This is a genomic window from Erythrobacter westpacificensis, assembly GCF_039542285.1.
GTDB classification, from domain to species: domain Bacteria; phylum Pseudomonadota; class Alphaproteobacteria; order Sphingomonadales; family Sphingomonadaceae; genus Alteraurantiacibacter; species Alteraurantiacibacter westpacificensis.
Window position 1 is genome coordinate 99,093 of sequence record NZ_BAABHV010000005.1, and the last position, 26,578, is coordinate 125,670.

At 62.9% G+C, this 26,578-nt stretch carries 37 protein-coding genes and 1 riboswitch; of the genes, 22 read left to right on the forward strand and 15 right to left on the reverse strand.

What is annotated here, in order from left to right; all coding sequences use genetic code 11:
- Nucleotides 1–17 precede the first annotated feature (17 nt).
- Entirely contained in the window at nt 18–2,048 is a 2,031-nt protein-coding gene (locus ABFX23_RS02915; protein WP_346031631.1) for a S9 family peptidase, read from the reverse strand.
- 133 nt (nt 2,049–2,181) lie between these two features.
- On the opposite strand from ABFX23_RS02915, the gene ABFX23_RS02920 reads away from it, so the two are divergent.
- On the forward strand, nt 2,182–2,580 hold the full coding sequence (locus ABFX23_RS02920) for a hypothetical protein (RefSeq protein WP_346031632.1): 399 nt from the start codon (nt 2,182–2,184) through the stop codon (nt 2,578–2,580).
- Here ABFX23_RS02920 and ABFX23_RS02925 read toward each other — a convergent pair.
- The gene (locus ABFX23_RS02925; protein ID WP_346031744.1) at nt 2,577–3,191 is read right to left on the reverse strand and encodes an SOS response-associated peptidase family protein; all 615 of its coding nucleotides are present in this window, start codon (nt 3,189–3,191) and stop codon (nt 2,577–2,579) included. The two genes, ABFX23_RS02920 and ABFX23_RS02925, sit on opposite strands and share 4 nt — an antisense overlap.
- A 19-nt stretch (nt 3,192–3,210) precedes the next feature.
- Complete coding sequence (locus tag ABFX23_RS02930; protein ID WP_346031633.1) at nt 3,211–4,809, reverse strand: AbgT family transporter; 1,599 nt, start codon at nt 4,807–4,809, stop codon at nt 3,211–3,213.
- Between the two features lie 200 nt (nt 4,810–5,009).
- On the opposite strand from ABFX23_RS02930, the gene ABFX23_RS02935 reads away from it, so the two are divergent.
- The 5 genes from ABFX23_RS02935 (at nt 5,010) to ABFX23_RS02955 (ending at nt 9,404) form a co-directional block, all read left to right on the forward strand.
- A complete protein-coding gene (locus ABFX23_RS02935; protein ID WP_346031634.1) occupies nt 5,010–5,606 on the forward strand; it encodes a DUF2585 family protein in 597 nt (198 codons plus the stop codon).
- A 49-nt stretch (nt 5,607–5,655) separates the two neighbouring features.
- A riboswitch (TPP riboswitch) is annotated at nt 5,656–5,763 on the forward strand.
- Between the two features lie 38 nt (nt 5,764–5,801).
- A complete protein-coding gene (gene thiC, locus ABFX23_RS02940; RefSeq protein ID WP_346031635.1) occupies nt 5,802–7,676 on the forward strand; it encodes a phosphomethylpyrimidine synthase ThiC in 1,875 nt (624 codons plus the stop codon).
- 88 nt (nt 7,677–7,764) lie between these two features.
- A complete protein-coding gene (locus ABFX23_RS02945; protein ID WP_346031636.1) occupies nt 7,765–8,079 on the forward strand; it encodes a hypothetical protein in 315 nt (104 codons plus the stop codon).
- 36 nt (nt 8,080–8,115) lie between these two features.
- Nucleotides 8,116–8,640 carry a hypothetical protein gene (locus ABFX23_RS02950; protein WP_346031637.1) on the forward strand — a complete coding sequence of 175 codons (525 nt, stop codon included), beginning with the start codon at nt 8,116–8,118 and terminating at the stop codon, nt 8,638–8,640.
- Nucleotides 8,640–9,404: a hypothetical protein gene (locus ABFX23_RS02955; protein ID WP_346031638.1), complete on the forward strand. Its 765-nt coding sequence runs from the start codon at nt 8,640–8,642 to the stop codon at nt 9,402–9,404. Before ABFX23_RS02950 ends, ABFX23_RS02955 begins: the two co-directional genes overlap by 1 nt.
- Nucleotides 9,405–9,518: 114 nt before the next feature.
- On the opposite strand, the gene ABFX23_RS02960 is transcribed toward ABFX23_RS02955, so the two are convergent.
- Nucleotides 9,519–10,424: an IS1595 family transposase gene (locus tag ABFX23_RS02960; RefSeq protein ID WP_346031639.1), complete on the reverse strand. Its 906-nt coding sequence runs from the start codon at nt 10,422–10,424 to the stop codon at nt 9,519–9,521.
- 138 nt (nt 10,425–10,562) lie between these two features.
- On the opposite strand from ABFX23_RS02960, the gene ABFX23_RS02965 reads away from it, so the two are divergent.
- The 6 genes from ABFX23_RS02965 to ABFX23_RS02990 all read left to right on the forward strand — a co-directional run bounded on the left by ABFX23_RS02965 (nt 10,563) and on the right by ABFX23_RS02990 (nt 13,510).
- Nucleotides 10,563–11,180: an ATP-binding protein gene (locus tag ABFX23_RS02965; protein ID WP_346031640.1), complete on the forward strand. Its 618-nt coding sequence runs from the start codon at nt 10,563–10,565 to the stop codon at nt 11,178–11,180.
- 305 nt (nt 11,181–11,485) lie between these two features.
- Nucleotides 11,486–11,698 (forward strand): cold-shock protein, encoded by a 213-nt coding sequence (locus ABFX23_RS02970; protein WP_346031641.1) that lies wholly within the window; start codon nt 11,486–11,488, stop codon nt 11,696–11,698.
- Nucleotides 11,699–11,815: 117 nt separating this feature from the next.
- Nucleotides 11,816–12,052: a hypothetical protein gene (locus tag ABFX23_RS02975; RefSeq protein ID WP_346031642.1), complete on the forward strand. Its 237-nt coding sequence runs from the start codon at nt 11,816–11,818 to the stop codon at nt 12,050–12,052.
- Nucleotides 12,053–12,125: 73 nt separating this feature from the next.
- Nucleotides 12,126–12,419, forward strand: coding sequence for a hypothetical protein (locus ABFX23_RS02980; RefSeq protein WP_346031643.1), 294 nt, complete (start codon nt 12,126–12,128; stop codon nt 12,417–12,419).
- 170 nt (nt 12,420–12,589) lie between these two features.
- Entirely contained in the window at nt 12,590–13,099 is a 510-nt protein-coding gene (locus tag ABFX23_RS02985) for an anthrone oxygenase family protein (protein WP_346031644.1), read from the forward strand.
- Between the two features lie 12 nt (nt 13,100–13,111).
- Nucleotides 13,112–13,510, forward strand: a complete 399-nt coding sequence (locus ABFX23_RS02990; protein ID WP_346031645.1) for a nuclear transport factor 2 family protein — start codon at nt 13,112–13,114, stop codon at nt 13,508–13,510.
- 10 nt (nt 13,511–13,520) lie between these two features.
- Here ABFX23_RS02990 and ABFX23_RS02995 read toward each other — a convergent pair whose 3' ends face one another.
- A complete protein-coding gene (locus ABFX23_RS02995) occupies nt 13,521–13,856 on the reverse strand; it encodes an Mpo1-like protein (protein ID WP_346031646.1) in 336 nt (111 codons plus the stop codon).
- A 299-nt stretch (nt 13,857–14,155) separates the two neighbouring features.
- Between ABFX23_RS02995 and ABFX23_RS03000 the strand changes: the two genes are divergently transcribed.
- The 3 genes from ABFX23_RS03000 (at nt 14,156) to ABFX23_RS03010 (ending at nt 15,834) form a co-directional block, all read left to right on the forward strand.
- Complete coding sequence (locus tag ABFX23_RS03000) at nt 14,156–14,560, forward strand: DUF6491 family protein (protein WP_346031647.1); 405 nt, start codon at nt 14,156–14,158, stop codon at nt 14,558–14,560.
- A gap of 147 nt (nt 14,561–14,707) precedes the next feature.
- Nucleotides 14,708–15,286, forward strand: coding sequence for a fasciclin domain-containing protein (locus ABFX23_RS03005; protein WP_346031648.1), 579 nt, complete (start codon nt 14,708–14,710; stop codon nt 15,284–15,286).
- A gap of 95 nt (nt 15,287–15,381) precedes the next feature.
- Complete coding sequence (locus ABFX23_RS03010) at nt 15,382–15,834, forward strand: DUF3429 domain-containing protein (RefSeq protein WP_346031649.1); 453 nt, start codon at nt 15,382–15,384, stop codon at nt 15,832–15,834.
- A 12-nt stretch (nt 15,835–15,846) separates the two neighbouring features.
- On the opposite strand, the gene ABFX23_RS03015 is transcribed toward ABFX23_RS03010, so the two are convergent.
- Nucleotides 15,847–16,431, reverse strand: coding sequence for a hypothetical protein (locus ABFX23_RS03015; RefSeq protein ID WP_346031650.1), 585 nt, complete (start codon nt 16,429–16,431; stop codon nt 15,847–15,849).
- A 124-nt stretch (nt 16,432–16,555) separates the two neighbouring features.
- Here ABFX23_RS03015 and ABFX23_RS03020 point away from each other — a divergent pair, with 124 nt between their 5' ends.
- Nucleotides 16,556–16,990, forward strand: coding sequence for a COG3650 family protein (locus tag ABFX23_RS03020; RefSeq protein WP_346031651.1), 435 nt, complete (start codon nt 16,556–16,558; stop codon nt 16,988–16,990).
- A 24-nt stretch (nt 16,991–17,014) separates the two neighbouring features.
- Here ABFX23_RS03020 and ABFX23_RS03025 read toward each other — a convergent pair whose 3' ends face one another.
- Nucleotides 17,015–18,361: a S41 family peptidase gene (locus ABFX23_RS03025; RefSeq protein ID WP_346031652.1), complete on the reverse strand. Its 1,347-nt coding sequence runs from the start codon at nt 18,359–18,361 to the stop codon at nt 17,015–17,017.
- A 331-nt stretch (nt 18,362–18,692) separates the two neighbouring features.
- On the opposite strand from ABFX23_RS03025, the gene ABFX23_RS03030 reads away from it, so the two are divergent.
- From ABFX23_RS03030 to ABFX23_RS03050, 5 genes are all read left to right on the forward strand, one after another.
- Nucleotides 18,693–19,295, forward strand: a complete 603-nt coding sequence (locus ABFX23_RS03030) for a YbhB/YbcL family Raf kinase inhibitor-like protein (RefSeq protein ID WP_346031653.1) — start codon at nt 18,693–18,695, stop codon at nt 19,293–19,295.
- Nucleotides 19,296–19,344: 49 nt separating this feature from the next.
- On the forward strand, nt 19,345–19,596 hold the full coding sequence (locus ABFX23_RS03035) for an SWIB/MDM2 domain-containing protein (protein WP_119586923.1): 252 nt from the start codon (nt 19,345–19,347) through the stop codon (nt 19,594–19,596).
- A 226-nt stretch (nt 19,597–19,822) separates the two neighbouring features.
- Entirely contained in the window at nt 19,823–21,085 is a 1,263-nt protein-coding gene (locus tag ABFX23_RS03040; RefSeq protein WP_346031654.1) for a gallate dioxygenase, read from the forward strand.
- A gap of 97 nt (nt 21,086–21,182) precedes the next feature.
- A complete protein-coding gene (locus ABFX23_RS03045) occupies nt 21,183–21,524 on the forward strand; it encodes a hypothetical protein (protein ID WP_346031655.1) in 342 nt (113 codons plus the stop codon).
- A 53-nt stretch (nt 21,525–21,577) separates the two neighbouring features.
- Nucleotides 21,578–21,880 (forward strand): hypothetical protein, encoded by a 303-nt coding sequence (locus ABFX23_RS03050; protein ID WP_346031656.1) that lies wholly within the window; start codon nt 21,578–21,580, stop codon nt 21,878–21,880.
- Between the two features lie 52 nt (nt 21,881–21,932).
- On the opposite strand, the gene ABFX23_RS03055 is transcribed toward ABFX23_RS03050, so the two are convergent.
- Together ABFX23_RS03055 and ABFX23_RS03060 are read right to left on the reverse strand one after the other, a co-directional pair.
- Nucleotides 21,933–22,340, reverse strand: coding sequence for a DoxX family protein (locus ABFX23_RS03055; protein WP_346031657.1), 408 nt, complete (start codon nt 22,338–22,340; stop codon nt 21,933–21,935).
- Nucleotides 22,337–22,783 (reverse strand): cupin domain-containing protein, encoded by a 447-nt coding sequence (locus tag ABFX23_RS03060; RefSeq protein ID WP_346031658.1) that lies wholly within the window; start codon nt 22,781–22,783, stop codon nt 22,337–22,339. Before ABFX23_RS03060 ends, ABFX23_RS03055 begins: the two co-directional genes overlap by 4 nt.
- A gap of 49 nt (nt 22,784–22,832) precedes the next feature.
- Here ABFX23_RS03060 and ABFX23_RS03065 point away from each other — a divergent pair, with 49 nt between their 5' ends.
- Nucleotides 22,833–24,089 (forward strand): dipeptidase, encoded by a 1,257-nt coding sequence (locus ABFX23_RS03065; RefSeq protein WP_346031659.1) that lies wholly within the window; start codon nt 22,833–22,835, stop codon nt 24,087–24,089.
- On the opposite strand, the gene ABFX23_RS03070 is transcribed toward ABFX23_RS03065, so the two are convergent.
- From ABFX23_RS03070 to dapD, 6 genes are all read right to left on the reverse strand, one after another.
- The gene (locus ABFX23_RS03070) at nt 24,086–24,523 is read right to left on the reverse strand and encodes a DUF1810 domain-containing protein (RefSeq protein WP_346031660.1); all 438 of its coding nucleotides are present in this window, start codon (nt 24,521–24,523) and stop codon (nt 24,086–24,088) included. The genes ABFX23_RS03065 and ABFX23_RS03070 overlap by 4 nt on opposite strands.
- On the reverse strand, nt 24,516–24,851 hold the full coding sequence (locus tag ABFX23_RS03075) for a DUF3140 domain-containing protein (protein ID WP_346031745.1): 336 nt from the start codon (nt 24,849–24,851) through the stop codon (nt 24,516–24,518). Before ABFX23_RS03075 ends, ABFX23_RS03070 begins: the two co-directional genes overlap by 8 nt.
- Nucleotides 24,851–25,042: a DUF3008 family protein gene (locus tag ABFX23_RS03080; RefSeq protein WP_120077779.1), complete on the reverse strand. Its 192-nt coding sequence runs from the start codon at nt 25,040–25,042 to the stop codon at nt 24,851–24,853. Before ABFX23_RS03080 ends, ABFX23_RS03075 begins: the two co-directional genes overlap by 1 nt.
- The gene (locus tag ABFX23_RS03085) at nt 25,042–25,269 is read right to left on the reverse strand and encodes a hypervirulence associated TUDOR domain-containing protein (RefSeq protein ID WP_346031661.1); all 228 of its coding nucleotides are present in this window, start codon (nt 25,267–25,269) and stop codon (nt 25,042–25,044) included. Before ABFX23_RS03085 ends, ABFX23_RS03080 begins: the two co-directional genes overlap by 1 nt.
- 67 nt (nt 25,270–25,336) lie before the next feature.
- Nucleotides 25,337–25,534 (reverse strand): hypothetical protein, encoded by a 198-nt coding sequence (locus ABFX23_RS03090; RefSeq protein ID WP_346031662.1) that lies wholly within the window; start codon nt 25,532–25,534, stop codon nt 25,337–25,339.
- Nucleotides 25,535–25,650: 116 nt separating this feature from the next.
- Nucleotides 25,651–26,490, reverse strand: coding sequence for a 2,3,4,5-tetrahydropyridine-2,6-dicarboxylate N-succinyltransferase (gene dapD / locus ABFX23_RS03095; protein ID WP_346031663.1), 840 nt, complete (start codon nt 26,488–26,490; stop codon nt 25,651–25,653).
- Between the last annotated feature and the right edge of the window lie 88 nt (nt 26,491–26,578).

Sequence of the window (26,578 nt, forward strand, 5' to 3'; positions counted from 1 at the left end):
TCCGGTTATCGGGAAGGTCAGTCTTCCTCGATCATCAGGTCCGGGCGGCTGGGCGGAAGTTCCGCGTCGCGATCGCCGGTTTCTAGGTAGGTGTCGAACCACTCCATCATGCGCAGGTTGTAGTCGTAGCGCGACGCGGCGCGGGCGTTGCCGTGGCCTTCGCCGGGATAGAACACCAGGCGCAGTGGCGTGTCGGGACGGCGCAGGCTGATGTAGCGATAGAGCTCCAGGCTCTGGCCGGGGTTCACGCGGGTGTCGGAATCGCCGTGCATGATCAGCAGCGGCGTGTCCGCGCGGTCGGTGTAGTAGATCGGGCTGACTTCGAGGTAGTTCTGCCAGTCTTCCCACGGCCACTTGCGCGCGTGGACAAGGTACATCTCGTTCGGGATGTCCCCGGTGCCGACCTTGCTGATCTGGTTGGAAATGCCCACGAACATCACGCCCGCGGCAAACTCTTCGGAGTTGTAGGTGGATGACCATGCCGTGGCATAGCCGCCGTAGGAACCGCCGGTGATGCCGGTGCGGTCCGCATCGGCGATGCCTTCTGCAACCAGCGCGGCCTTGGCATCCACCAGGTCACGGAATTCGGGATCGGTGTAGTTGCCCGAGTGCGCCTTTGAGAAAGCCGTGCCGTACGCGGTGGAGCCGCGGTAGTTCGGCAGGAACACGGCATAGCCTTGCCCTGCGGCGACCTGCCCCGGATTGGAATAGCTCGTCACCCAGCCGTTGCTCTCGTGCGCTTCCGGGCCGCCGTGCACGTCCAGGATCAGCGGAGCGCCGCCAGCGGGAACGCCATCCACCGGCAGCACCAGCACGCCTTCGATCTGCGTGCCATCAGTGGCGGTGTAGGTGTAGGCGCGCTGTTCGCCGAAATCGATTTCCGACAGCCACGGGTTGTGGTTCGTCCAGCGGGTGAACTCGCCGCCATTGAAGGCGAACAGTTCATTGGGATGCGTAGGCGAGCTGGCTTCCACCATCAGGCGGTTGCCGCCCTGCTGCAGGCTGGTGAGGATCAGTTCGCCCGGATCGTATTCGCGCTGTTGCTCGCCATCGGCGGAGTAGAAGCGCAGGACGCTCTGCACGCCCACGTGGACCAGCGCGGCGAGGCGGCCGTCGGCCATCCACTCGGTATCCATCACGGCTTCCGCCGCGCCTTCGTTCACGGCGGTGTAGCTGCCGGTCATCACGTCGACCATGTGCAGCGTGGTGGCGGCGGGATCGTTTTCGTCCACGCCTGCGACCAGCGACAGGTTCATGGAATCGGGCGAGAACTCGACATCGCCGATCTTGCCCGGCGTTTCCACCACCGTCACCGCGCCGCTGGCGAGGTTGACGAGGTTCACGCGCTGCGAGGTGAGCGAATCGTCCACCAGCGGGGTCGGCGCGGTAAGGATCATCGCGGTCTCGCCGTTTGGCGAGATGTCGAAGCCGCTGACGTAGCCGGGCACTTCGATCTGGGTCGGTTCAGCGCCCGTCTCCGTGCCGTTCACATCGGCCACGAACATGCGGTTGAAGCGGAATTCCTCCTCGTAGACGACGGAATTGAAGCCATCGTCGGATTCGCTTTCGCGATCTTCGTCAGGAGCTGCGGAAACCAGCATGTAGACGCGGCTGCCATCCGGCGAAAAGGCGTAGTCGCCCACGCGGGCATCCGCGACACCGGCGATCTTGCGATAGGCGCCGCCGTTGACCGGGACGCCCCAGACGGAACGGTCATCATCGCCGTCGGCCCACAGGAAGGTGATCATGCTGCCATCGGGCGTGAAGTCGATCGAGGATACGCTCATGTCCTCGGGCAAGTAGGCGCGCACATCGTTGGCGCCGTCGGCCATGAACAGCTGCTGTTTCGCCGTTCCGTCGTCCTCGCCCTGGGTCACGTCGGGCCAGTAGACGCGGGTGTAGGCGACGTGATTGCCATCCTGCGAGACGGCCACGGTGCCGGTGTACTCGATGCGCGCCACGTCCTGCGGCGTCATGTCGCGGGCAAGGGCGGGGGCGGCGGGAAGTGTCAGTGCTGTGGCCAGCAAGGCCGAACGAAGCAGGGTCATGGGCAGGATTGTCCTCTGGTGGTCTGTTTCAGCTGAAACCGCTCATAGCGTTTATGGGGCCAAGCGCAAATGGCGGCTCATAGGCAGCCAAAAACCTGCTATGGCAATGCGGACGAAGGGAGAGGGAGGAAACATGGCAGAAGGACAGGATATTCCCGCATGGATCGCGCTGTTCATGGGGCTCTACGCCCTGGGCGCGGCGATCGGCGAATTGCGCAGCCCCGGCAGCTGGGCCGCGATGCTGGACGGGTTCGAGAACAACGAGGCGCTGCGCTTCCTCACCGGCATCGTGGTGCTGGCGCTGGGCGCGGCGATCTACCTCGTCAATCCCTATGACCCGGCGGACTGGCTTTCCATCACGGTCACCGTGATGGGCGCAGGGATGGTGCTGGAAGGCGTGGTAATCCTGGGCTTCGGAAGGCCCTTCCTGCATTTCGCCAGCGCCATGATCGGCACGGTCAACCGGGCCTGGGCGCTGCTGTCTGCCGGGCTGGGCATCGTGCTGATCTGCGTGGCAATGCTGCGCTTCTAACGCTCCACCACCTGCATCAGGGACGAGGAATAGGGCTGGAGCAGGGCGCTCGCCGTGTCCCAACCGGCGCGCAGCCAAGTGTCGTGCGCCTGCGGGTCCCGTGGCAGGATCACCGGCATCGCCTCGCGGCCCGCGTGCCTGAGTTCGGCATTGGGTGCGCAGGTGAGCAGGGCGAAGCCGGGCACCTCGCTGTCCTTCCAAACGCCCGCCATGGCGAACACCTGTTGGTCCGCGCAGGCAAACCAGTGCTGGCGGCGCTTGCCGTCCGTGCCGATGCGGCCCCATTCCATGAAGGCGGTGGCAGGGACGATGCAGCGGAACTCCGGATTGCGCAGGTTGCCGATCCAGAACGGGCTGTCTGCGTTGCGCACGCTCAGAACCGGGCGCGCGGCATCGTGGGCATTGGGCGGCGGAGGGACACCCCACAGGCGCGGCACCATGCGGCGCGGCTGGTTCGGCTCTCCCGGCCCGGCGATGAACTCTCGCCCGGTGGTGATGACCGGCGCGAACCCGCCCGGCGCAACATGGCCTCCCGGCCAGGGATCGTCGCCCGTGCGCAAGCCGAAGGCGTTCCCCACGGCCGCGGCATCCGCATCGAGGCGGTAGAGCATGGTCACGCAGGCACCACCCCTACGGTGCGTAGTAGGTCGGTGAACCCGGCCCCACCGGCAGGCCGAACACGAAGGTCCACAGGTAGAAGAACACACTCCACGCGGTGATGAAGAAGATGGTGTAGGGCAGCATCATCGCGATCAGCGTGCCCACGCCCAGGTCCTTCTGGTAGCGCGTGGCCCAGGCGAGGATCAGCCCGAAATAGCTCATCATCGGCGTGATGATGTTGGTGGTGGAATCGCCGATGCGATAGGCCGCCTGGATCGCTTCGGGCGCATAGCCGATCAGCATCAGCATGGGCACGAAGATGGGCGCGGTAACGGCCCACTGTGCCGATGCCGAACCCAGCGACAGGTTGATGATGGCGCAGATCAGGATGAAGGCGAAGAACACCACAGGCCCCGTCATCCCGCTTTCGACAAGGAAGTTCGCACCCGTCACCGCGGTGATCGCGCCGAGGTTGGTCCAGCCGAAGAATGCCACGAATTGCGCGGCGAAGAACACCAGCACGATGTAGAGGCCGAGCGCGGAAAGCGCTTCGGACATGGCATCGATCACGTCGCGGTCGGTCTTCATCGAACCCGTCACGCGGCCGTAGGTGTAACCGATGGTGATGAAGAAGATGAGGATCCACACCACGAACCCGTCGAAGAAGGGCGAATCCATCCGGTCGCCCGTCTCCGCGTTGCGCAGCACGCCCCATTCGGGAACCAGTGTCAGCGCCATGAACGCGAGCACACCCAGCAGCGCCACGCCCGACCAGCGCAGGCCCTTGCGCTCCGTGTCGCTCAGCGGCTGCATCATGCCTTCGTCCAGCACGTCCGGATCGGCCTTGGCAGCGTCGTACGGCCCCAGCTTGGGCTCCACGATATAGATCGACACCAGCGAGCCGATGATGGTGACAAGGAAGGTGCTGGCGAACATGAAGTACCAGTTGGCCGTGGCAAGCACGGTGTAATCGGGATCGATCAGCTGGGCTGCTTCCTGCGTGATGCCTGCCAGCAGCGGATCGATCGTGCCGATCAGCAGGTTGGCGCTGTAGCCGCCCGAGACCCCGGCAAAGGCCGCCGCCATGCCCGCCAGCGGATGCCGACCCAGCGCGTAGTAGATCGCGCCGCCCAGCGGGATCAGCACGACGTAGCCCACTTCGCTGGCGGTGTTGGAAATGATGCCCGCGAACACGATGGCCACCGTCACCAGCTTGGGCGGCGCGCCCAGCACCATGCTGCGCACGGCGGCAGAGAGCAGCCCGGATTTCTCCGCCACGCCCACGCCCAGCATGGCGACAAGCACCACGCCCAGCGGGGCGAAGCTGGTGAAATTGTCGACAAGGCCGGTGAAGATGCGCCGCACGCCGTCGCCGTTCATCAGGCTGACCGCGCGGATCATGCCGTCTTCCGCCACGTTGGGCGCGCCGGCGGGCCGGGGGTCTTCCACCGCCACGCCCATCCACCCGAACAGGCCGGAGACGAGCACGATGCCCACCGCCAGCAGGGCGAACAGCGTAACCGGGTGGGGCAGCAGGTTGCCCAGCCACTCCACCCCGTCGAGGAAGCGGGTGAAGGCGTTGCGCTTGCCTTGCTTGTAATCTGCGGGCGGCGTGGGGAATTCTGTCATCGGGTGGCCTCTGGCGGGGTCAAGGGATGGCGGGAGCGCTAATGCCTAGCGGCATCGGCGCCATACTCAATACGGACAGATTGACCTCACCTGACCGGGTTGTGGATTTGCATGAGTTGCCTGGTAACCAATCGCAGCTATGGCAACCGGTGCCTTTCGGGTGCAGACCCAGCGGCGCACGTGGGGGAATCGACTTGGAAATGGGAAAGCTGGTCCCGAACCGCCGGACGGTGATCGTCTCGCTCGCTATCGCGATAGTCGCCGTCGCCGTGCTGCTCGCAATGGGGCGCCCGCCAATCTGCGAGTGCGGATACGTGAAACTGTGGCACGGCCAGATCAACGATGCGGGCAACAGCCAGCACATCGCCGACTGGTACACGCCCAGCCACATCATTCACGGAATGATCTTCTACGCGCTGGGCTGGTGGCTGTTCGTGCGCAGAGGCTGGGCAGGGGCCAACGGGGCCCGCTGGGGATTGCCGCTTGCCGTCTTCCTCGAGGCAGCGTGGGAAGTGCTGGAAAATACCGAGATCGTCATCAACCGCTTCCCCTCTGTCACCGCCAATTTCGGCTATTCGGGCGACAGCGTGTTGAATTCCGCCGCCGATATCGGCTGGATGGCCTTCGGCTTCTGGCTCGTCCTGCGCCTGCCGGTGAGGGTGACAGTCGCGCTGGCGATCCTGGGGGAGATCGTGGCGGGTCTGGTCGTGCGAGATGGCCTTGTCCTCAGCGTCATCATGCTGCTGTTCCCGATAGAGGCGATTGCCGAATGGCAGGCGGCGGGCGGGGTGGCCTAGACGCGGCCTAGACATGGCCTAGACTCAGGCGTCTGCGACGCGTAACACGGCGTCATCCCCGGGGAGCCAGTGCTGGCTGAGAGGGGCGTGTCACGCCGCCCGACCCGTTGAACCTGAACCCGTTAGCACGGGCGGAGGGAAGGGCCGGCACTTTCGCCCGAAGTCCCTTTCCCCGCTCATGAGGAGAGACTTCGCATGGCCGACATCAATTCCCCCGTAGAAATCGGCGTCACCACTGGCCCCATCCGCGGCAGCCGCAAGGTCTATATCGGAGACCGCCGCGTCGCCATGCGCGAGATCGACCTCGAACCCTCCAGCGGCGAGCCGCCGGTGCGCGTCTATGACACCTCCGGCCCCTACACCGACCCGCAGGCGAAGATCGACATCGCCACCGGCCTGCCCCTGCTGCGCCGCCAGTGGCAGCTCGATCGCGGCGATATCGAGGAATATGCCGCCCGCGAAGTGAAGCCGGAAGACAACGGCCAGCTCGGCCCGGACCGCAGCGGCGGCGTGCCTGCTTTCCCCAACGTGGCGAAGACGGTCTACCGCGCAAAACCCGGCAAGAACCTTTCCCAGATGCACTACGCGAAGCAGGGCATCATCACGCCCGAAATGGAATACGTGGCGGAGCGCGAGAACCTTGGCCGTGCCGCGCTGAAAGAGGTGGACCGCGACGGCGGCCAGTCGTGGGGCGCGGAAATTCCCGACTACGTGACGCCCGAATTCGTGCGGGATGAGGTTGCGCGGGGGCGGGCCATCATCCCCTCCAACGTCAACCACCCCGAGGCAGAGCCGATGGCCATCGGGCGCAACTTCCTCGTCAAGATCAACGCCAACATCGGCAACTCCGCCGTGGCATCGGACGTGGCGAGCGAGGTGGACAAGATGGTCTGGTCCATCCGCTGGGGCGCGGACACCGTGATGGACCTCTCCACCGGGCGCAACATCCACGACACCCGCGAATGGATCATCCGCAACAGCCCCGTGCCCATCGGCACCGTGCCCATCTACCAGGCGCTGGAGAAAGTCGGTGGCATTGCCGAGGACCTGACCTGGGAAGTGTTCCGTGACACGCTGATCGAGCAGGCCGAGCAGGGCGTCGACTACTTCACCATCCACGCAGGGGTGCGCCTGCCCTACGTGCCGCTGGCGGCCAAGCGCGTGACCGGCATCGTGTCGCGCGGCGGATCGATCATGGCGAAATGGTGCCTCGCGCACCACAAGGAGAGCTTCCTCTACGAGAAGTTCGACGAGATCACCGAGATCATGAAGGCCTACGACGTCGCCTACTCGCTGGGCGACGGCCTGCGCCCCGGCTCCATCGCCGACGCCAACGACGAGGCGCAGTTCGCCGAGCTTTACACGCTGGGCGAGCTGACCAAGCGCGCCTGGGAGCAGGACGTGCAGGTGATGATCGAGGGGCCGGGCCACGTGCCCATGCACAAGATCAAGGAGAACATGGACAAGCAGCTGGAAGCCTGCGGCGAAGCCCCGTTCTACACCCTCGGCCCGCTCGTCACCGACATTGCGCCGGGGTACGACCACATCACCAGCGGCATCGGGGCTGCACAGATCGGCTGGTACGGTACGGCGATGCTCTGCTACGTCACGCCCAAGGAACACCTCGGCCTGCCCGACCGTGACGACGTGAAAGTCGGCGTTGTGACATACAAGCTGGCCGCCCACGCGGCGGACCTCGCCAAGGGCCACCCGGCCGCCAAGGTGCGCGACGACGCGTTGAGCAAGGCGCGCTTCGAATTCCGCTGGCGCGACCAGTTCAACCTCTCGCTGGACCCGGACACGGCAGAAGCCTTCCACGACCAGACCCTGCCCGCAGAAGGCGCGAAAACCGCCCACTTCTGCTCCATGTGCGGGCCGAAGTTCTGCTCAATGAAGATCAGCCAGGAAGTGCGCGAATTCGCCGCGAAGCAGAACTCCGACAGCTACCTCGCGACCGAGAACGTGGCCGCCGAAACCCCGCCCGAGGCAAAGGCCAACGCCGAGGAAGGCATGGAGGAAATGAGCCGCCGGTATAAGGAAGGCGGGGACTTGTATGTGCCGAACGGGTGAGGGGTAACTGATTTCTTCCGCCTCGATTTGATAAAATTATCGCTATTGCTTAAGCCTTTAGCGAATATTTTATGAAGGATTGGCGGGTATGCGGCTTATTGCTCCTGATTTCACCGACTACGGTGGAATGCTCAACTTTCGAGATGATCTCGCATTGTATCGAGAGGTTGAGGTTGATTTCTCCAAAGTCGGGTTTGCATATCCCGATGGGATGTTGCTCTTGGCGCGAATTATTTGTGACCAGATTGAAGCCGGATCGCAGATCACGCCAGTTAACTTCGAGGATGCTACTTACCCAATAAACATGGGTTTCTTTGAAGCCGCTGGCCTTGGTATCTCTCCACAGGGATATGCTCCCGGTAATGAAAACTATAACCCGTTTATCCCTTTGACGCAGGTATGACTCGCCAGCCGCAATAAGTCGCGGTAAGCGTTGGAAATGTCATTTCCATTCAAAGCCGTCATGGCAGGTGAGAAAGAGGTTATCGGCTCTCCTAGATGGAGTGAGCCTGAAGGCGCGGATGCGAGGCAGCGTCTAATAGCCCCCCTTCGGTTCGATGGGCGCATACTGCAAGGTCTCGAACTGGTTGGCCGCGCTCACGCAAACTTGCGCAACCGGGACGTGTCTTTCCGGATTATTTACATTCCTGCCGATAATCGGCGGGACGCAATTCAGATGGCCGGAATTGATTGGAGACCAAAAACTCCACATGGGAATGAACACCCGAATAGCCCTGCCGATCTGTTGGGCGTCGTGATGGATGGAGACCATCACCATTCATTCGATTTGAATTGGCTTCCAAAGAGCGGTCGCCCCCTAAAATCACTGCCGATAGCCGAGCCAATTAATCCGGAATTTCAGTCATTTACAGAACTAATTGACGGAGTCGGCAGATTGTTTAGAATCAGCAATGCGGGCTCTGCGATCACTTCGCCCTGGCCGCAGGATTTGTTCGACGTATGATGGCTTTTGAACACCTCGACATGGACGCTATCCGCGATCCACACGTCCGCAAGGCTGTAGATAGTCTTGTGCGCGTATCGGCGTGGGGCAACTCCTACCTTGTAACGACCCCACTTGTTTATCCTTCGGGTTCCGTAGTCGGCGTGCGCGTGACACCGGAGCAAGGCGGTTACTGGGTTTCTGACTTTGCGATGGGCTATCGTGAGGCAGAAGCAATCGAAGCCCAGCGTTCTTTCGGTTCTCATGCGGGGCGCATGAAGGAGCGTCTTGGTGTCGAATACACCAGCGGCCACGAACTTAGGATTTTTGCAACCGAGCGCCAGATTGCGTGGGCGATCAGGCGAGTGGCTTATGCTTCACACCGCATCATGCAGAAAGCTTATAACTCTGCTCCGGATTGGGATGAGCAAGAGATTGGAGCGGCTTTATACAACCGGCTTCGCGAAATGTATGGGGACTCGGCGACTGAAAATGTCACCGTTCTGGGTTGTTCAAACATCGACTGGAAATTTGCTGCTCAAGTCAAAGTAGGACAGCGGCGCGTTCTTTTCGACGTGGTCACCCCATATTATTCGTCTGTGACGTCCGCAGTCAGCAAATTTTCGGACGTCCGCCGGCTAGGTAAACACGACCGCCCGATTGCGGTTGTGGATGATGCGGCAAAAATGGGGAAGTGGCTCCCGCTTCTATCTCAAGAAGCTGAGGTTATCGAAGATGACGTTGCCGAAGAAACGCTACGCAGCGTTGTTAGCGAGGCGGCATGATCACACTTGCGGAAGCACTTGCCGAAGGCCGATTGGATGAGTTTGTCGAGCAGGCCGAAGCTGAAGGGGTCGGCCCCGCCGACCGCGCTCAATTCGAAGCACTAATCGGGACGCTCACAGCGCCCCAACCAGAAGATCAAACATCCCGTTCACGCGGTGACGGTTCGAAGCGCGAAAAGTGAACTCGTCCAGATAGCGCTGCATATGCTTGGCGCTGATCTGCACGTGCGTTGACCGCACCGACGCCTTAAACAGCTTCCAGAAGCCTTCTACGGTGTTCACGTGGAAGTTCTCGCCACGCTGATAGTCATACCACGTGTATTCCTTGCGACCGTGCTTCACAGCGCCGTGAGAGTAACCGTCACCAGTCAGTAAGTTGTAGCTGTAGAGTTCGTCCGTCGAGACGGTGGAACCCGGCTCTACATTGTTCAGCACCACGCTGCGAAGCGTGTCCTTTTTCACGTCCGGAATAACAACGGCTTTCATCCGGCCACCGCGCTGCGCAAGACCCATCACAATCGTCTTGCCGGGAGCGCCTCGGCCACGCTTGCCACCAGAGCGGCGACCGCCAACGTAAGCTTCATCCAGCTCGATATGACCGGCAAGCAGCGCGTCAAAGCCCTGTGCCTTGCTCATAAGATCGCGGATTTGCTGACCGATGCGATAGGCGGTCTTGTAGGTCACTCCAAGCTGGCGTTGCAGTTCCTTGCCGCTCACGCCGTGGCGCGTCGTGCAGAACAGGTAGATCGCATAGAACCACGAAACGAGCGGGGTGCGCGTGTTCTCAAGAATGGTGCCAGCGGTGGGGTTCACGTGGTGGCCGCAGCAAGCTGCAACGTAGGTCCGGCGCTTCGTCAGCTTGTGGTGCGTAGCGCCAACCGTGCCGCACGACTGGCAGTCAAAGCGGGTGCCGCCAAAACGGACCTGCATGATGTGTTCAAGGCAGGCGTCTTCGGTGGGGAAGCGCTGGAAAAACTCGCGAACCGAGAAGTCAGGCGATGCAGATGGACTCTTGTTCATGCATGTTTGTTAGCAGTCTGTTCTACATGCGTCAAGGGGATAATCGGGAACTATTATCCTGTCACTAAGGTGCAGTCTCAAGAGGTACGGGACAAGGCGGATGCCTACCGTCAGAATCCTGGGGAAGTCGTAAATTCTATGGCTTCAGATCTCGCGCAGATATTAATTCGTGGAGGGAAGAAAGAAGTTCGAGAAACTGTTACATATGCGATAAGAGAGATTGTCCGAAACATTATCGAACATAGCGAGAGTGAAGACTTCACAGTATCAGCCCAATACTATCCCTATAAAGGTCTCGTAGAGATTGCGATCATGGATAGGGGTAAGGGCATAAGGCGCGGTCTCTCTTCCAATCCGCATTTGTCGATTTCGAGCGATTACGAAGCAATTTTAAAGGCATTGGTGCTAGGAATATCTGGGTCGTTCTATCGCGGAATGCCCGAAGAGAAAAAAACGGAATGGTCAAATTCAGGGTTTGGTCTGTTTATGACTATTCAAATCTGTCGGATGGGCGGGCGTTTCACCATCGGATCGGCCGGTTCATTGATCACTATGACAAAGTCTCAAAAGCAGCATGTGCCATTCGGGATTTCTGGGACATTCATTGTCATGCAAATGCGCGTTTCTGAACTGCCTCGCCTCATAGGATTGCTTCGTATGCTTGCGGCACGAGGGGAGCGGTTAGCAAAGCTAGTGAAGGTCGAGGCTGACGTCGAAGCCTCATATGCATCAAAGTTCATTATGGAGGCGGGTTGAGGCGGCGCCACGCCTAGAACGAGTGAGAATCAGAAAGTAGGGGCAGTTTCTGCGCTGCAGCTTCGTTAAGCTACGTCCACCAAACCATTCGCCAACCCCGCCCAACCCTGCTACAGCGCCCCCGCTTACGTCGATAACCCGCGACGGACTTCTAGATTTGCCTACCGCCGCTTGCCCACAGGCTCCCATGCCAGGGCCCCGGCGTTAAACAGACTACGACTTCCTTTTCGATGGCGATTTGCATTTGCCGTGTCCGCGATCCTGCGGGCGCGGTCACACACATACGTTCTCGAAAGGAACACATCATGGCCAAGACCGGCACCGTAAAATTCTTCAACGCAGACAAGGGCTATGGCTTCATCCAGCCCGACGATGGCTCGGCAGACAGCTTCGTGCACATCACCGCCGTGCAGGCGGCTGGCATGCAGACGCTCGATAAGGAACAGCGCCTCAACTACGAAGTCGAGCAGGGCCGCAACGGAAAGGAAAGCGCCGTGAAGCTGTCGGCTGCCGACTGATCTGAACTCCTGTTTCCGCCTACGGGGGGTGGGCGGACAGGAGGGCGAAACGCGAGGGGGCCAGGTGCCCCCTCGTCTTCGCTCTCCTGATTAACCCCCAGTCAGCGAGGCCGAACGATGTCGCAGAACTACCATTTCTACAAACAGCGCGCCGACGAAGCCGCTGCCGATGCCGATGCCGCCGAGCTTGAGAACGTGCGCCAGCGCTACCTCGACGCCGAGAAGACCTGGCGCGGGCTGGCAGAACAGGCCCGCAAGGTGGAGGACGACCGCGCCACCGCCAAGCAGGAGCGTATGCAACGCATCGCCGCCGAGGAAGCTGCCTCGGAAGCTGCCTCTCGCGAGGGCGAGTAACCCTCCGACAGGCTCGGAGCCGCCGAGGCTCGCGGCTTTCCTACACGGCCGCGCCCATGCTCCGCACCCGCGCATGAGCATTGCCGCGACACCTCAATCACCCGAAACGGACAACACCCGCTGGACCGGCCCCAAGGCCGCGCAGTTCCTCAAGGCGCTGTCGCGCACCGGCAAGGTCGCACGCGCCGCGCGCGAAGTCGGCATGAGCCGCCAGGCCGCTTATCGCCTGCGTGCCCGCGCTCCGAAATTCGCCGAAATGTGGGACTGGGCCATGCGCGAGGCTGCCCGGCGTCGGGCCGAGGCGCGGGAGGCGAAGCGGCGCGCTTCTGCCCACCCCCTGTTGGCCCGCGGAGGCCCTGCACGGTGACACTTTTCGCGGCGCACGGTCACACATTCGCTCGGTCGCGTGACACTTTGCCGGGCAAGGTGACACTTTCCGGGCGGGAGAGTGACAGAGCGGCGCTTTTTGCCCCTGGACACTGTTCCAGGTGTTCCAGGTTGCCTCCCGCGCCGGCCCTGCCATAATCGCGGCCCGGTTTGTCGGACGCGAAAGGGGGGGCGACGATGGATGTGCTGGTCGAGGGTCTGCTGTGGTTCGCCGCCGCATCGGCAGGCGTGATGGCCGGGGTCTACTTCACCTTCTCCGCCTTCGCCATGCGCTCCTTCGCGGCGCTGGGGGAAGAGGCCGGGGCGCGGGCCATGCAGTCGATCAACCGGGTGATCCTGCAAAGCAGCTTCCTGCCGCTCTTCATGCTCTCCAGCCTGGTCTGCGCCGCGCTGGTCGTGCTGGCGCTGCTGGGGCTGGCAGGTGCGGCGACGGTGGAGGTGCTGGTGGGCGCGGCGGTCTATGTCGTGGGCATGTTCGTGGTGACGGCGGCAGGCAACGTGCCGCTCAACAACCGGCTGGACGCGGCGGACCCCGCCAGCGCGGAAGGGCGCGCGGTGTGGGCGGACTACCTGCGCCGCTGGACCCGGCTGAACCACCTGCGCACGGTGGCCTGCACGCTCTCGTGCGTGCTGCTGGTGCGCGCGCTGGTGTTGATCTGAGGGAGACGGGCAATGAGCGATACCGAGACGAACCGCGCGCTGCTGACCGAGGCTTTCGCGAAGCTGGAGCACGGCGACCCGAGCGCCTTCCTGCCGCTGTTCGATGACAGCATCACCTGGCGGGTGATGGGATCGAGCAACTGGTCGAAGCAAGTCAGCGGCCTCGCCAATGTGGAAGCCGAGCTGATGGGCCCGCTGTTCGCGCGCTTCGCCGGGCCATACCGCAACATCCCCGAACTGGTGCTGGCCGACGGGGACCACGTCGTCGTGCTGGCGAAGGGCCATGCGGATACCGTCGACGGCAAGGTCTACGCCAACGACTACTGCTTCGTCTTCCGGCTGGCGGGCGGCAGGATCGTGGACGTGCGCGAGTATCTCGACACCAAGCTGGCCGATGCGGTTCTGGGTTAGGCGGGCTTGGTCAGCTCTTGCCTACACCGGCGCGGTCAAGCTCCGGCTGCAATCGCCGGGTGAGCCAGAGCCACCACATGCGGAAATCCGCCGCCAGGCTCCACAGCGGGTAGGTGAAGGTCGCCGGACGGTTCTTCTCCACCGTGAAGTGGGCGAGCCATGCGAAGAAATACCCCGCTACCGGGAATGCGAGCAGCCACAGCCAGTGGCCCGTCACCACGGCGAAGAGGAATACGGCCAGGGCCAGCGTGGTGCCGATGTAGTGCAGGGCGCGTGTGCGCGGCTGCGAATGCTCTTGCAGGTAGAAAGGCCAGAACTCGGCAAAGGTGGTGTACTGGCGGCTCATGGCAGGGATTGTGCGGGATGTGCGCGGACAAGGCAAGCGCGGCCCGAACGAGGATCGCACCAACTCCGGGTGGAAGCTGGTGCGATCGGCCGCCATGCCTGGCGTTACCCGCTGTCCGGCGGGCTCGAGGACCGTGCGCTGGGCAGCGGTCCGTTGCATTCGCTATGCCATTGGTGGTGCGCTTGCCCTCGCGCATTGGCCAGCGTCTTGGTGCAGGCCGTGCCCCGCTTGCGCCGAGCCGCATCCGTCTCGGAACAGGCCCGTGCCGCCATGAGTTCCACGCACTGAGGAGAAAGACAATGGATCGTCTGAAAACCGCCGCCATCGCTGCCTGCGCCTGCCTTGCCGCCTGCGCGCCGGTGGAAGAGCCTGCCGCCGACGGATACGATGCCGCGCTGGCAAACCTCGACACCAGCAGGGCCTGCTTCTTCACGCGCGAGATCAACGGCTACTCCGACGCGCCCTCGTCATCGGCCCGCAACGACAGGCTGTACATCTCGACCGGGGTCAACGAGCGCTGGTTGCTGGAAACCTACGGGTCGTGCCCGGACCTCGATTTTGCCAATGCCGTCGGCCTCGACGTGCGCGGCTCCATCAGTGTGTGTACGGGGCAGACGGAAACGCTGCTGGTGCCTTCCACCATTCCGGGCGAGGTCGATCGCTGCCCGGTCCGCGTGCTCGGAAGGGTCATCGAGGACGACTGATCCGCGCCAACAGGGCCGCTCACTACGTGCTTTGGACCAGTCTAGGAACCGGCGTGTCTCGCAGCCATTCTAGGCGGTGACCGGATGGCCCGGATGGGTCTGAACGCCGCCAGCCAATCGACTTACTGCAATGCAAGGAAGCCGAAAATGAAGACGTTTCACATTCTAACCGCATCCGCCGCCGCCCTGGCGCTCGCCGCCTGTGGTGGCGCAGCCGACGAGGCAGCTATGGAAGACGACACGATGATGGCCGATGAAATGGCCAATGCCGAGGCCGACATGCCGGGCACCATCGTCGAAGTTGCGCAGGGTAATCCCGATTTCTCGACGCTCGTTACCGCAGTAACGGCCGCCGAACTGGGCGAAACGCTGTCCGGCACCGGTCCGTTCACGGTCTTCGCCCCGACCAATGCAGCCTTCGACGCACTGCCCGATGGCACGGTGGAAACGCTGACGACCGAAGATACCGAGCAGCTCGGCAGCATCCTCACCTATCACGTGGTGCCCAGCGAAGTGATGGCCGCTGACCTGACCGCCGCTATCGAAAGTGCAGGCGAGAGTGGTTACACCGTCGAGACCGTTAATGGCGGCACGCTGACCGCGATGCTGCAAGGCGGTAACGTCGTGTTGCAGGATGCGCAGGGCAACACTGCCACTGTCACCGCAACCGATGTCGACGCATCGAACGGCGTGATCCACGTGATCGACACGGTGCTGATGCCGTAATCGAAACATCGAAGCGAACGAGAGAAGGCGGGCCCTTGCGCGGGCCCGCCTTTTCTGTTTCCGGCCCAGACATAAATTCCCTAGAAGGACAGGCCATGCGAACAATGCCCCCTGCCGCACGTTTTCTGGGCTTTGCCGGACTCTTGCCGCAACTTGCATGTCTTGCCGCAGCCTGGTTCGGCGGACCGGAGTGGCGATGGAGCGCACTGGCGATCGGCTGGGGCTACGCTGCGCTGATCCTCAGTTTCCTGGGCGGTTTGTGGTGGGGTCTCGCTGCGGGATCTCCCGACGAGGGTCGAAGGGCGCCTGCGTGGCTCTGGCTGGCTGCGGTCGTGCCGAGCCTGCTTGCTCTGGCGACCTACCTGCCATGGGTCTTAGGCGCGCGCTGGCCGGGCCCGTCGCTGTATGTGCTGGGCGCCGCGATCATTCTGAGCGTGCTCGTGGATATGCGGTTGGTCACGATCCGGCCGGGCTGGTGGCTGTCCTTGCGCGTGCCCCTGTCTCTTGGGCTTGGCGTCGCCACCATCCTGTTGGGTGCCGCCGCCTGAGGAAGCAGCGGATCAAGGCTGGTTGGACAGCGCGTCGGCCACATTGATGACGCGCATTTTCGCGATGCGCGGCTCGGCTGCTGCCACGACCCGTGCCGAACCTTCTTCAGCCTCGGGAAACTCGCCAGTGCGAGCTTCTTCAAGGCGAGAATAGTTCGCTACCGTGCGGGGACGATAGGCAGGCTCGGATGTGGCTTGCGCGTATCGCTGGTCCTGATCGACCGATCCGCCTTCCAGCGCCGCAGCAGCACGGGCGTCTAACTCGGCGTCAACCCACTCGCCTTCCAGCATCGCGAGATTCTCGTCCACGTCGGGGCGCCAGGTTTCGTACGGTTCGTAACGATCGGCGTAACGGCCCCGCATGGCGAGTTCGTGGACTTCGACGAGGCCTTCGGGCGTCTCCATGGCATAGTGATCGGGCAGTCTTTCTCTCGTGCGCGGGGCTGCGCCGTTGCTGGCGATGAGGGGGCGATCAGGCAATGTCGCCGATAAATCGCTTATCGGCTTGATCGGCTCGGCACTCATGTTCTGCCCGGCAACCGCCCCGATCACGGGGGCGAGCAGAAACGCGCCCACAATCAGGGGCTTGATCTTCATCGAGATAACTCCGGCTTGAAACTTTCCTTTGTCCGAACAACGCGCGATTCGCGCGTGATGTTCCCCGCTGCTGGTTGTAAGGGTCAGGCGACATTCAAGGGGTGCCGCCAGAGGGAGAAGAACGATGGGGCTTTTCAGGACTATCACCTGCACGGGAACGGCGCTGTTGCTCGGCGCATGCGGCAGCGGCCCGGATGCCAATATGCCGGGGAACACCGCTGACGAAAGCGCCTATTCGGGTATTTCGGAAGACGAGGCGATCCAGCTCGTCGGGACGGAGCCGTTCTGGGGCGGCACTGTCGAGCGGGGCGCCTTTACCTACACGACGCCGGAGAACATCGACGGCATTCCCATCGCTGTCACCCGCTTTGCCGGACGCGGCGGGCTGTCGTTCAGCGGGGAAGTTGATGGCCAGTCGGTCGACCTGGCAATCACGCCGGGCGATTGCTCCGACGGCATGAGCGACCGCATCTACCCCTACAACGCGACGCTGCAAATTGGCGCGGAGCAGCGCTATGGCTGCGCATTCGTCGAAGGGGACGATCTGGGCGAGCCCTAGCGCCCGCCCGAAATACCGGATGCCTCAGTAAACGCCGGGCGCCTCGTGCTCGAGGACGGTCGTTGCGCGTTCCGGCTGCAACAGGTCGCGCCCCGTGGACTGCGTTGTGGCAGGCCCGCCGGCGATCGGCGTACAGGTGCGTCCGGCGAGGAAATCGAGCGCAGTCGCCAGCATGTCCTCGCGAGGATCGCCGAAATTATACCGCAGATCGTCCTGCGCGCGGCAGGTGTTGGGCACCGTGGTGGCAAGGCCGTTGAAGTATTCGCCGTTGCCGTTGGCGTTTTCCAGCTTGATGGTGACAACGCGCAAGCGATCGTCACAGGCGGGGAGGTCGAAAGCAGACTGGCCCACGGGCTTGCCGAACGTGTTTTCGCCGACGATCGCCAGGTCGTTCCCGATATAGGGCTGCATGCCATTGATCAGCGCCTCGCTGGCCGAGGCCGAGCCTGAAGTGGTGATGAAGGCGATCCGCGTGGGCGCGATCGACTCGGGCTGGGCGTTGAAGCGATAGGTTTCGTTGAACTCGCTCTTGCTGTCGCGGAAGGCGATGGTCTCGAACACCTGCCCGTCGAGGTCACGGCCCATCATGTCGCCGAAGAACTCGTTCACGTTGATGCCGCCGCCGCCGTTGTAGCGCAGGTCGATCACCAGTTCGGTGACGCCCGCCGCGCGGAAATCGGCGAAGGCATCGCGCAGGTCGTCGATGGCGGGGTTGATGAAATTGGTGAGACGGATGTAGCCCACCTGCTTGCCGCCATCATCGATGATCTGCGCGCCGTAGCGGGGCACCGGATCGAGCGCGTAATCGGCCTTCGACACGCTTACCTCGCGCGTCACGCCGCTGGCATCGTTGATGCGCAGCACGCGGGTGACGCCGGGATCGGAAGGGCCGAGCGCGTTGATCACGGCCTGCGCGCCGCCGTTGGCAATGAGGCTGTTCACCGTCTGGATGTTGGAGCTGGTCGTGCCGATGCCGAGCAGTTCGGTGCCGCGTTCGATGTTTGCGCCAAGCGCCGGGGTGTTGTCGAACGTCTCTGCCACGAACACGCGGCGGGCATCGAGATCGTAGGCGAGGCGGAAGCCGAACCCGGCGCTGGAGCCCTGATTGAAGAACGCGTTCTCTTCTTCGATCGAGGTGATGTAGCTGAAGAACCTGTCCTTGCTCTCCGCCCGGGCGGGTGCGACGAGGGCATCGATGTAGCCTTGCACGGTGTTGTAATTGTCGGGATTCACGCCAGCGGCCAGAAGGTTCGGGAACAGATACCACTCGTCCAGCACGTCAAATGCGAACTGCTGGCGGTTTTCCAGGGAGCAGGTCGCCGTCGTGGACGTGGGGGATGGCGTTGGCGTGGGCGCGGGCGTCGTCGCCACGGGCGAGGGGGTGGGTGATCCGCCCCCTCCGCAAGAAACTGTCATGCCGAGGCAAGCAAGGGAAAGGGCGATCTTGGACGTGCGCATGAAAATGTCCCGATATTTGAAACCATTGGCGCGGACGCGCCCCTGTTCCAAGGGCTAACCCGCGCCGGGACGGGGGGCAAGCGCCGAACAACGACGATCAACCGAAATGGTCCTTTCGCGGCCGTCCGCGCAAACCTTCAACAGCCGGAAGGGAGAGCCAGCTTGAAAAGCCCCCCTTGAAATGCTGGGGCGCATTCTGCACATCGCGGCCCTGCTCCGTCGAAAAACACCAAGGATTACAAGAATGCTCGAAAACGTCCCCGCATGGCTGGGCAAGGCCTTCCGCAACGTGCGCGCCGGCCATGGCAAGCTGATGGTCGCCAAGCTCGGTGACGAGGCGCTGGTGGGCAAGTCGGGCTTCGAACTGAAATCGGCCGCTTTCCGTAATGGCGAGGAACTGGACCCCAGCTTCACTGCCGACGAGGAAGACGCCGTCGCGCCGCCGCTGGAATGGTCCGCGCCGCCGTCGGGCACGCAGGAACTGGTGCTGGTGGTGGAAGACCCGGACGCGCCGGCGCCAGAGCCGTTCTGCCACTGGCTGGTCTGGGGTCTTCCCGGCCAGAAGGGGCAACTGCTGGAGGGCGAGGTGCCGCCGCGCGTGGGCAAGAACTCGTTCGGCAATTCCGAGTGGCTGCTGCCCGATCCGCCGACCGGGCACGAACCGCACGATTACGTATTCCAGCTGTTCGCGCTGGACCTGCCGCTGGTGCAGATGCCCGGCGCCAGTCGCGAGGAGCTTGAAAGTGCCATGCGCGATCACGTGCTTGGCGTGGCAATTCTGACCGGAACGTACGCCCGCGAAGAAGGCGGGGATTACGACTGGAATGATGAAGACGAAGCCGAATGAAGGGTGCTAACCCCGTTCGGCTATTTTTGAGTGAAAGGATACCAAGGAAATGGCTGCCAAGAACAACGCGCTGAACAAGCCGGTGAACCTCTCGTCGGACCTGGAAGCGGTGGTCGGCAAGGGTCCGATGACCCGTGCCGAGGTGACCAAGAAGGTGTGGGATCACATCAAGGCTAACAACCTGCAGGATTCCAAGGACAAGCGGATGATCAACCCCGACGCCAAGCTGGGCGCGGTGATCGGCAACGATCAGATCTCCATGTTCAAGATGACCGGTGCCGTCTCCAAGCACATGAGCTGAGCGACACCTGTCAATCGAGACAGAATGGACGGGCGTGCGGCGAGAGTCGCGCGCCCGTTTTATTTGCGCACTTCGCGCAGATAATCGCAAAACCCGATTTCAGATATCCGAACTCTTCGCATTTGCGGATTATTGACTTGCCGCAAAGCCGTTCCACATGGCACAGTGCAGGAAAATAACGGAGGCGGCTGCGTGTGATCCGCCCGAGAGGAAAGGTTTACTGAACATGGCCCAGATCGTCGGCGGCGTCGCCACTTCGCATACCCCCACCATCGCCTTCGCCAAGGACGCGAAGAAGTTCGACGATCCGGTGTGGAAGCCGATCTTCGAAGGCTACGAACCGGTGCAGGAGTGGTTTCGCGAGAAGAAGCCCGATGTGCTGGTCTATATCTACAACGACCACATGACCTCGTTCTTCGACCACTACAGCCACTTCGCGCTGGGCGTGGGTGAGGAATTCAAGGCAGCGGACGAAGGCGGCGGCCCGCGCGACATTCCCGCGATCAAGGGCGACCCCAAGTTTGCCGAGCACGTGGCCCGCGTGATGGTGGCCAACGAATTCGACCTGTCGTACTTTCAGGGCAAGGGGCTGGACCACGGCGCCTTCTCGCCGCTGTCCGTCATGGTCGATTACGATGACGAGAGCGGCTGGGCATGCAAGCTGCTGCCGATCGTCTGCGGCGTCCTCACCGTGCCGTTGCCCAGCGCGCGCCGGTTCTACAAGTTTGGCAAGAGCCTGCGCCAGGCCATCCTTTCGTATCCCGAGGATATCAAGGTCGCCATCGCGGGCACCGGCGGCCTGTCGCATCAGGTCCACGGCGAAGGCTGCGGCTTCAACAATCCCGAATGGGATGCCGAGTTCATGGAGCGGCTGGAGAAGGACCCCGAGAGCCTGCTCGACATGACCATCGCCGATCTTGCCAAGCTGGGCGGCTGGGAAGGCGCGGAAGTCGTCATGTGGCTGATGATGCGCGGCGCGTTGGCGGCCGAGGTCGAATGCACTCACAAGACCTATTTCCTGCCCTCCATGTGCCCCATCGCCACGATGATCCTTGAGGAAAAGGGCGAACAGGCCCCGGTGGAAGACCCCGCCAAGACCCGCGCCCGCGCCGATCACGATTACGAAGGCGCGGAAGAGATGGAAGGCACCTATCCCTTCACCATCGAGCGCAGCGTGAAGGGTTTCCGCCTCAACCACTTCCTCCACTCCCTCACCGATCCCACCGTGCGCGGCAAGTTCCGCACCGACGAGGAAGCGGCGATGGAAGAAGCCGGGCTGACCGACGAGGAAAAGCGCTTGGTACGGACACGCGACTGGATCGGCATGATCCATTACGGCGTGATCTTCTTCATGCTGGAGAAGCTCGGCGCCGTCACCGGCATCGGCAACATCGATATCTACGCCGCGATGAAGGGCATGACCGTGCCCGAATTCCAGAAGACCCGGAACGCACAGATCAATTACGGCGTGGCGGGCAAGGAAGACTAGCCTCGGTGCCGAAGGCGGCCCGGCCGCCGGGAAATTTGCGCAGCCCGCGATTGTCACCGGGGTTGCCGGATATTATCTGGCGCCCGTGATCAGTCGCATGCCCATCCTCAGCCGTTCGCGCGCCGTTCTGCTGGCGATGCTGTGCGTGATTGCGCTGCATGCGATCCCGACTGGCCCCTTGCCGGGCTATGTCGAGCGCGGCGGTTCGGCATTCAGCGCAAGCACGAGCGAGGTTTCGCTCGTCGCGCGTGAGGATGCCGAGATTGTCCTCAAGGTCGTGCCCGCACCGACGCCGGACGTGGTGCCGGCTTCCCAGCCTCTGGCACAAGTGGCCGAGGGGCCTGCCTATTTCTGGCCCGGAAAATACCAGACGGCCCCGCCGTTGCCCTGGCCGATGCCGCCGGCTGCCAATCCCAGGCGGCCTCCCGCCCTGTCCTGAACCGTGCCGCCTGCTTGCGGGCGGTGAATACATGCTTGTTTTCAGGACATTTTATGACAGACACATCAGCGGGCCATGTCGGCCCGGTGGATCGTTTCGACCGTGCGTCGACGATCCTTGCCGCCTATCCCGATATCACCAATGACGAACTTCTCGAACTGAAGCGGTGGTTTGCCAAAGCCAGCGCGCTCGAGGTCGCCAGCATCGCCAGTACCGATGCGCTCACGCCGAACTATCTCCGGTTCAAGGCGGAACACCTCGAGAAGTTCACGCTGAAGGACTGGCTTTTCGTCATTGCGACGATCCTGGTGATTTGCGGATCGATCGCAGCTCTGGGCATTCTTGCTCCGGGCTAGGCTCCGAAAGGTGGGTAGCTCCACGTCGGCGACCGTGCCGATGCGGGGCTGCTCACCCCTTTGCCCGACGGGCGAACGGCCAGTCGGTCACGCGCCCGGTCCACAGCGCCAGCCAGATCAGCAGCGGCTGCGCCACCATGCGCGGGCCGTGGTAAGCCATGCCCCATCCGCCATCAGGCGACGCCATGTCCATCAGCATGTGGTTCACGTTGGCCGGCCAGACGCACAGGGCATAGAGCGTGAGGCCAATACCGCCCGCCTGCCGCAGCCTGAGCGACCACGGCTGGACCAGGGCCAAGGCCCCGGCGATTTCGGCGATGCCGGTCCAAAGGATCACGCTCTCGGGCCAGGGTACCCATTCGGGCGTGATCTGGAGGAAGGGAGCAGGTCCCACGATATGCCGGTATCCGGCGTAAGCGTAGAACAGGGCCAGCAGATATGTCAGCGCCGTGCGGGTCACGGCAGTTCGTCTCCCGGTTGCCAGTCCGGCGGGGCCAGGGTGAAACCCTCGAATTCGAACGCCGGGGAGACGACGCACGAGACCAGCGTGTAATCGTGCGGCCCTTCCAGCGAGCTGGCGGCCTGCCATTCCTCCGGGCGGATCACCTGCTGCACGCGCTGGCCGGCCATGATGTCCGGCCCAAGGCGCACCTCTGCGGTGGCGCTGCCGGTGGGATCGGCGAGAGAGAGATCGAGCGGATTTCCAGCGTGCCACAGCCAGATCTCGGTCGCGTCCACCGTGTGCCAGTGTGAACTCTCGCCGGTCTTCAGCAGGAACAGGATGGCCGTGGCGCTGCCGCGCTCGCCCCCTGCGGCGTCTGCCCGCCATGTCTCGCGGTACCATCCGCCTTCGGGATGCTGTTCCAGCCCCAGCTTGGCGATCAGGTCTTCGGCTGTCGTCATCGTCGTTCCTCGTCTTGCCTGGCTGCCCGAAAAGCGCATAGTTGCAGCCATGACAAGGACCATCCTCGCCGCCACCCTGCTGGCCACTGCCGCCCTTTCCCCGCCCCTTGCCGCACAGACCTCCCCCGAAGAGGAGGCGCGCGCCGCACTGGAGGCTGCGCCGGTGTGGGACGGCCACAACGATGTGCCGGGTCGCTTGCGCAGTCGCCACGGCAACGTGCTGGCCGATTTCGATTTCCACGACACGCTGGAAGGAGACGAGTGGACGGCGGGCGAAATGCATACAGACCTTGCCCGCCTGCGCGAAGGGATGGTGGGCGCGCAGTGGTGGTCGGTCTACGTGCCGGCTTCGCTGGACGAGCCCGAGGCCGTGCAGATGACGATGGAGCAGATCGACATCACCAAGCGGCTGGTCGCCGCCTATCCGGAAGACCTCGCACTGGCGCTGACGGCGGACGATGTGGAAGCCGCCGTTGCCGAAGGGCGGATCGCTTCGCTGATCGGCATGGAGGGCGGCCACTCCATCGGCTCCAGCCTCGCCGTGCTGCGGCAGATGTACGACCTTGGCGCGCGCTACATGACCCTGACCCACAGCCGCAACACGCCATGGGCGGACGCTGCGACCGATGATCCCGAGCACGATGGCCTGACAGAATTCGGCGTGCTGGTGGTGCGCGAGATGGCGCGCCTCGGCATGCTGGTGGACCTGAGCCACGTATCGCCTGCCACCATGCACGACGCGCTCGACGTGGTCGGCGCGCCGGTGATCTTCAGTCATTCCGGCGCTTCCGCGGTGAACGGACATGCCCGCAACGTGCCCAACGACGTTCTGGCGCGCCTGCCGGAGAACGGCGGCATCGTTATGGCCGTGGGCCTTCCCGGCTATCTGAGCGAGGCACAGCGCGCGTGGTACGCCGCGCGGCAGGCGGAGCAGGCGCGGCTGGAAGCCTGGTGGCAGGGCAGGCCAGACCTCGTGGAAGCGGGCCTCGCCGAATGGGACGAGACCAACCCGATGCCGGAGGCGACCATCGCCGACTATGCCGACCATATCGACCATATCCGCGATGTTGTCGGGATCGATCACATCGGCATCGGCGGCGACTACGACGGTATGCCGAACGGACCCGTGGGAATGGAGGACGTGACAGGCTATCCCGCGCTGTTCACCGAACTGGCACGGCGCGGGTATTCGCAGGCCGAACTGGAGAAGATTTCCTACCGCAACATGCTGCGCGTGATGCGTGGGGCGGAAGCTTACGCAGCAGGGCAGGCGGGCGCGCCTCCGCTCGAGACGCCGACCGGCTAGATCAACTCCAGCGTCGCCTTGTCGCGGTCTCCGTTGCACATCTGGTCCAGTGCCTGCGCAAACGGCTTGGGATCGTCAGCCACCGCCTCGAACAAGGTCATCGAACTGCGAAACTTCATCGTGTCGATGGGGCCGAGTATCTCCACCGGCTTGCGCATCCCCGCATGGGCCAGCATGGCCTGCGTGCATTCCAGCAGGCGGAGGCCGAGCAATTCGTGATCGAGGTAGGCACGCGCCTCCTCGCGTGAATGGATGGCATAGGTGCGCGCATTGGCGCTTTTGCCGAGGCCCTGCATCTGGGGGAAGATAAACCACATCCAGTGCGTTCGTTTTTCGCCTGCCTGCAGCTCTGCCAGCGCCGTCCTGTAAATGCCTGCCTGGGCGCGCACGAAGCGGTCCAGATTGTGGTTTTCGGTTTGCAGCGCTTCAGTCATCTTTCAACGGGTCGTGGCCCCAGTTCATCAGCGAATAGCGCCAGTCGGTGTCCTTCACATCGCCGTCTGGTCGCTGGGAGAGGTGGCGGTGGACGTAGCCGATCACCTTTTCCATGTGGTCCCACTGACCGTCGGTCAGGTCGTCCTTCTTGGTTCGCTTGATCTCAACGATGCGGCGACCGGAACGGTGGCCCGTGCTTTCGCCACTGTCGCTGTCGCCAACCGACCGGGATTTCTCTGTTTCCAGCCACTCCTCCAGCTCCCTGGGTTGCATGTTCACGCAATCGTAGAACTCGGAGTAGGTCTCGTCCCGCTCGTCGGAGGCCATCAATCGTCGCCGTCGACCTTGTCGGGCAGGCCTTCGCGATCGGTGGAGGCATAGTCCTCCAACTCGTCCTCGCTCATGGAATCGTACATCTGTTTCGATGCGCCCTGCAGGTCGGAGACCTTGGTCTCGCCGCGCTTGGCGGAAAGGGCCGCGCCTGCGGCTTTCTGTTGTGCTTTGGATTTTGCCGGCATCAGTCCTGCGCCTCCAGTTCGCTACCGCGCTTCAGCACCTTGTCGCCATCTTCCTGCTTGATGAGATAGGCGGGATTGTCCTCGTCACCTTTTCTGGTGATTTCGCTACCTTGCAGGGTGCGCGTCACTTCACGTTCGAAGCGATCCTCGATCTGGCCGGAGGCGGTGCCGTTGCCCCAGTCCCACTGGACGTACTGGCCAGTCTGAAAGCTGTTTGAATTGCTCATGACTTTCGGTCTCCTTATGCGGACAAGAACGCGCCTTGCCCCGGTTGCGATCCCGAAAGTTTCGCGATTATTCCTCGCTGTAGACGATGGTGGCTTCTTCTTCCGTATCGTCCTGCGTCAATGCGCCGGTGATCCAGATGATCGAAAGGATGAGGATGGCCGCCAGCAGGCTGATCAGCAGCACCCAGCGCACCACGCCTTCTTTCGAACCGCCCGATGCCTTCTCGTCATCGATATGGATTTCGCCGTTCTGTTCTTCGTTCATGATATTATGCCTTTGCTCCAGTCAGACCCTTATGCGCTTTACGGGCGTTGGCGGCAAAAGTTCCGTTCAGCGCCGCTTTACAGACCAAAGCAGGTAAGCCCCGGATGGCGCAATAATCAATCGCGCAGAAGCTCGTTTATTCCGGTCTTGGAGCGGGTTTGGGCGTCCACGGTCTTCACGATCACGGCGCAATAGAGGCTCGGGCCCTGCGATCCGTCGGGCAGGGGTTTGCCGGGCAGGCTGCCGGGTACGACCACGGCATAGGGCGGCACTTCGCCGCGGTGTACTTCGCCCGTTTCGCGGTTCACGATCTTGGTCGACGCGCCAAGATAAACGCCCATCGAAAGCACTGCGCCTTCGCCGACGCGAACCCCTTCGGCCACTTCGGCCCGCGCGCCGATGAAGGCGCCGTCGCCGATGATGACGGGGTCGGCTTGCAACGGCTCCAGCACGCCGCCGATGCCCGCGCCGCCGGAGATGTGCACGTTCTTGCCGATTTGCGCGCAGGAACCCACCGTGGCCCAGGTGTCCACCATCGTGCCTTCATCGACATAGGCACCGATGTTCACGAAGCTGGGCATCAGCACGGTGTTGCGACCGATAAAGCTGCCTCGGCGGACAACGCCGCCCGGCACGACGCGAAATCCCGCTTCGGCAAAGCGCTGCTCGCCCCAGCCGGCGAACTTGCTGGGCACCTTGTCGTAAGCATCTGCTCCGGCACTGCCACCTTGCATCACGCGGTTATCGTGCAGGCGAAAGGAGAGCAGGACGGCCTTCTTCAGCCACTGGTTCACCACCCAGCCGCCATTGCCATCGGGCTGCGCAACGCGCGCTTCCCCCGAATCGAGCATTTGCAGGGCCTGGTCCACGGGCGCGCGCACGTCGCTGCTGGCCGGGGTCACCTCGGCGCGGTTTTCCCATGCCTCTTCGATTGATGCGATAAGGTCGGCGGACATGTGTGGTGGCTCCCTGCTGGTGTTCTTGCCTGGTGCTGAATCTGCAACGGCGGCTAGCCCGATGCAGCGGCCGTTACAAGCACGATGG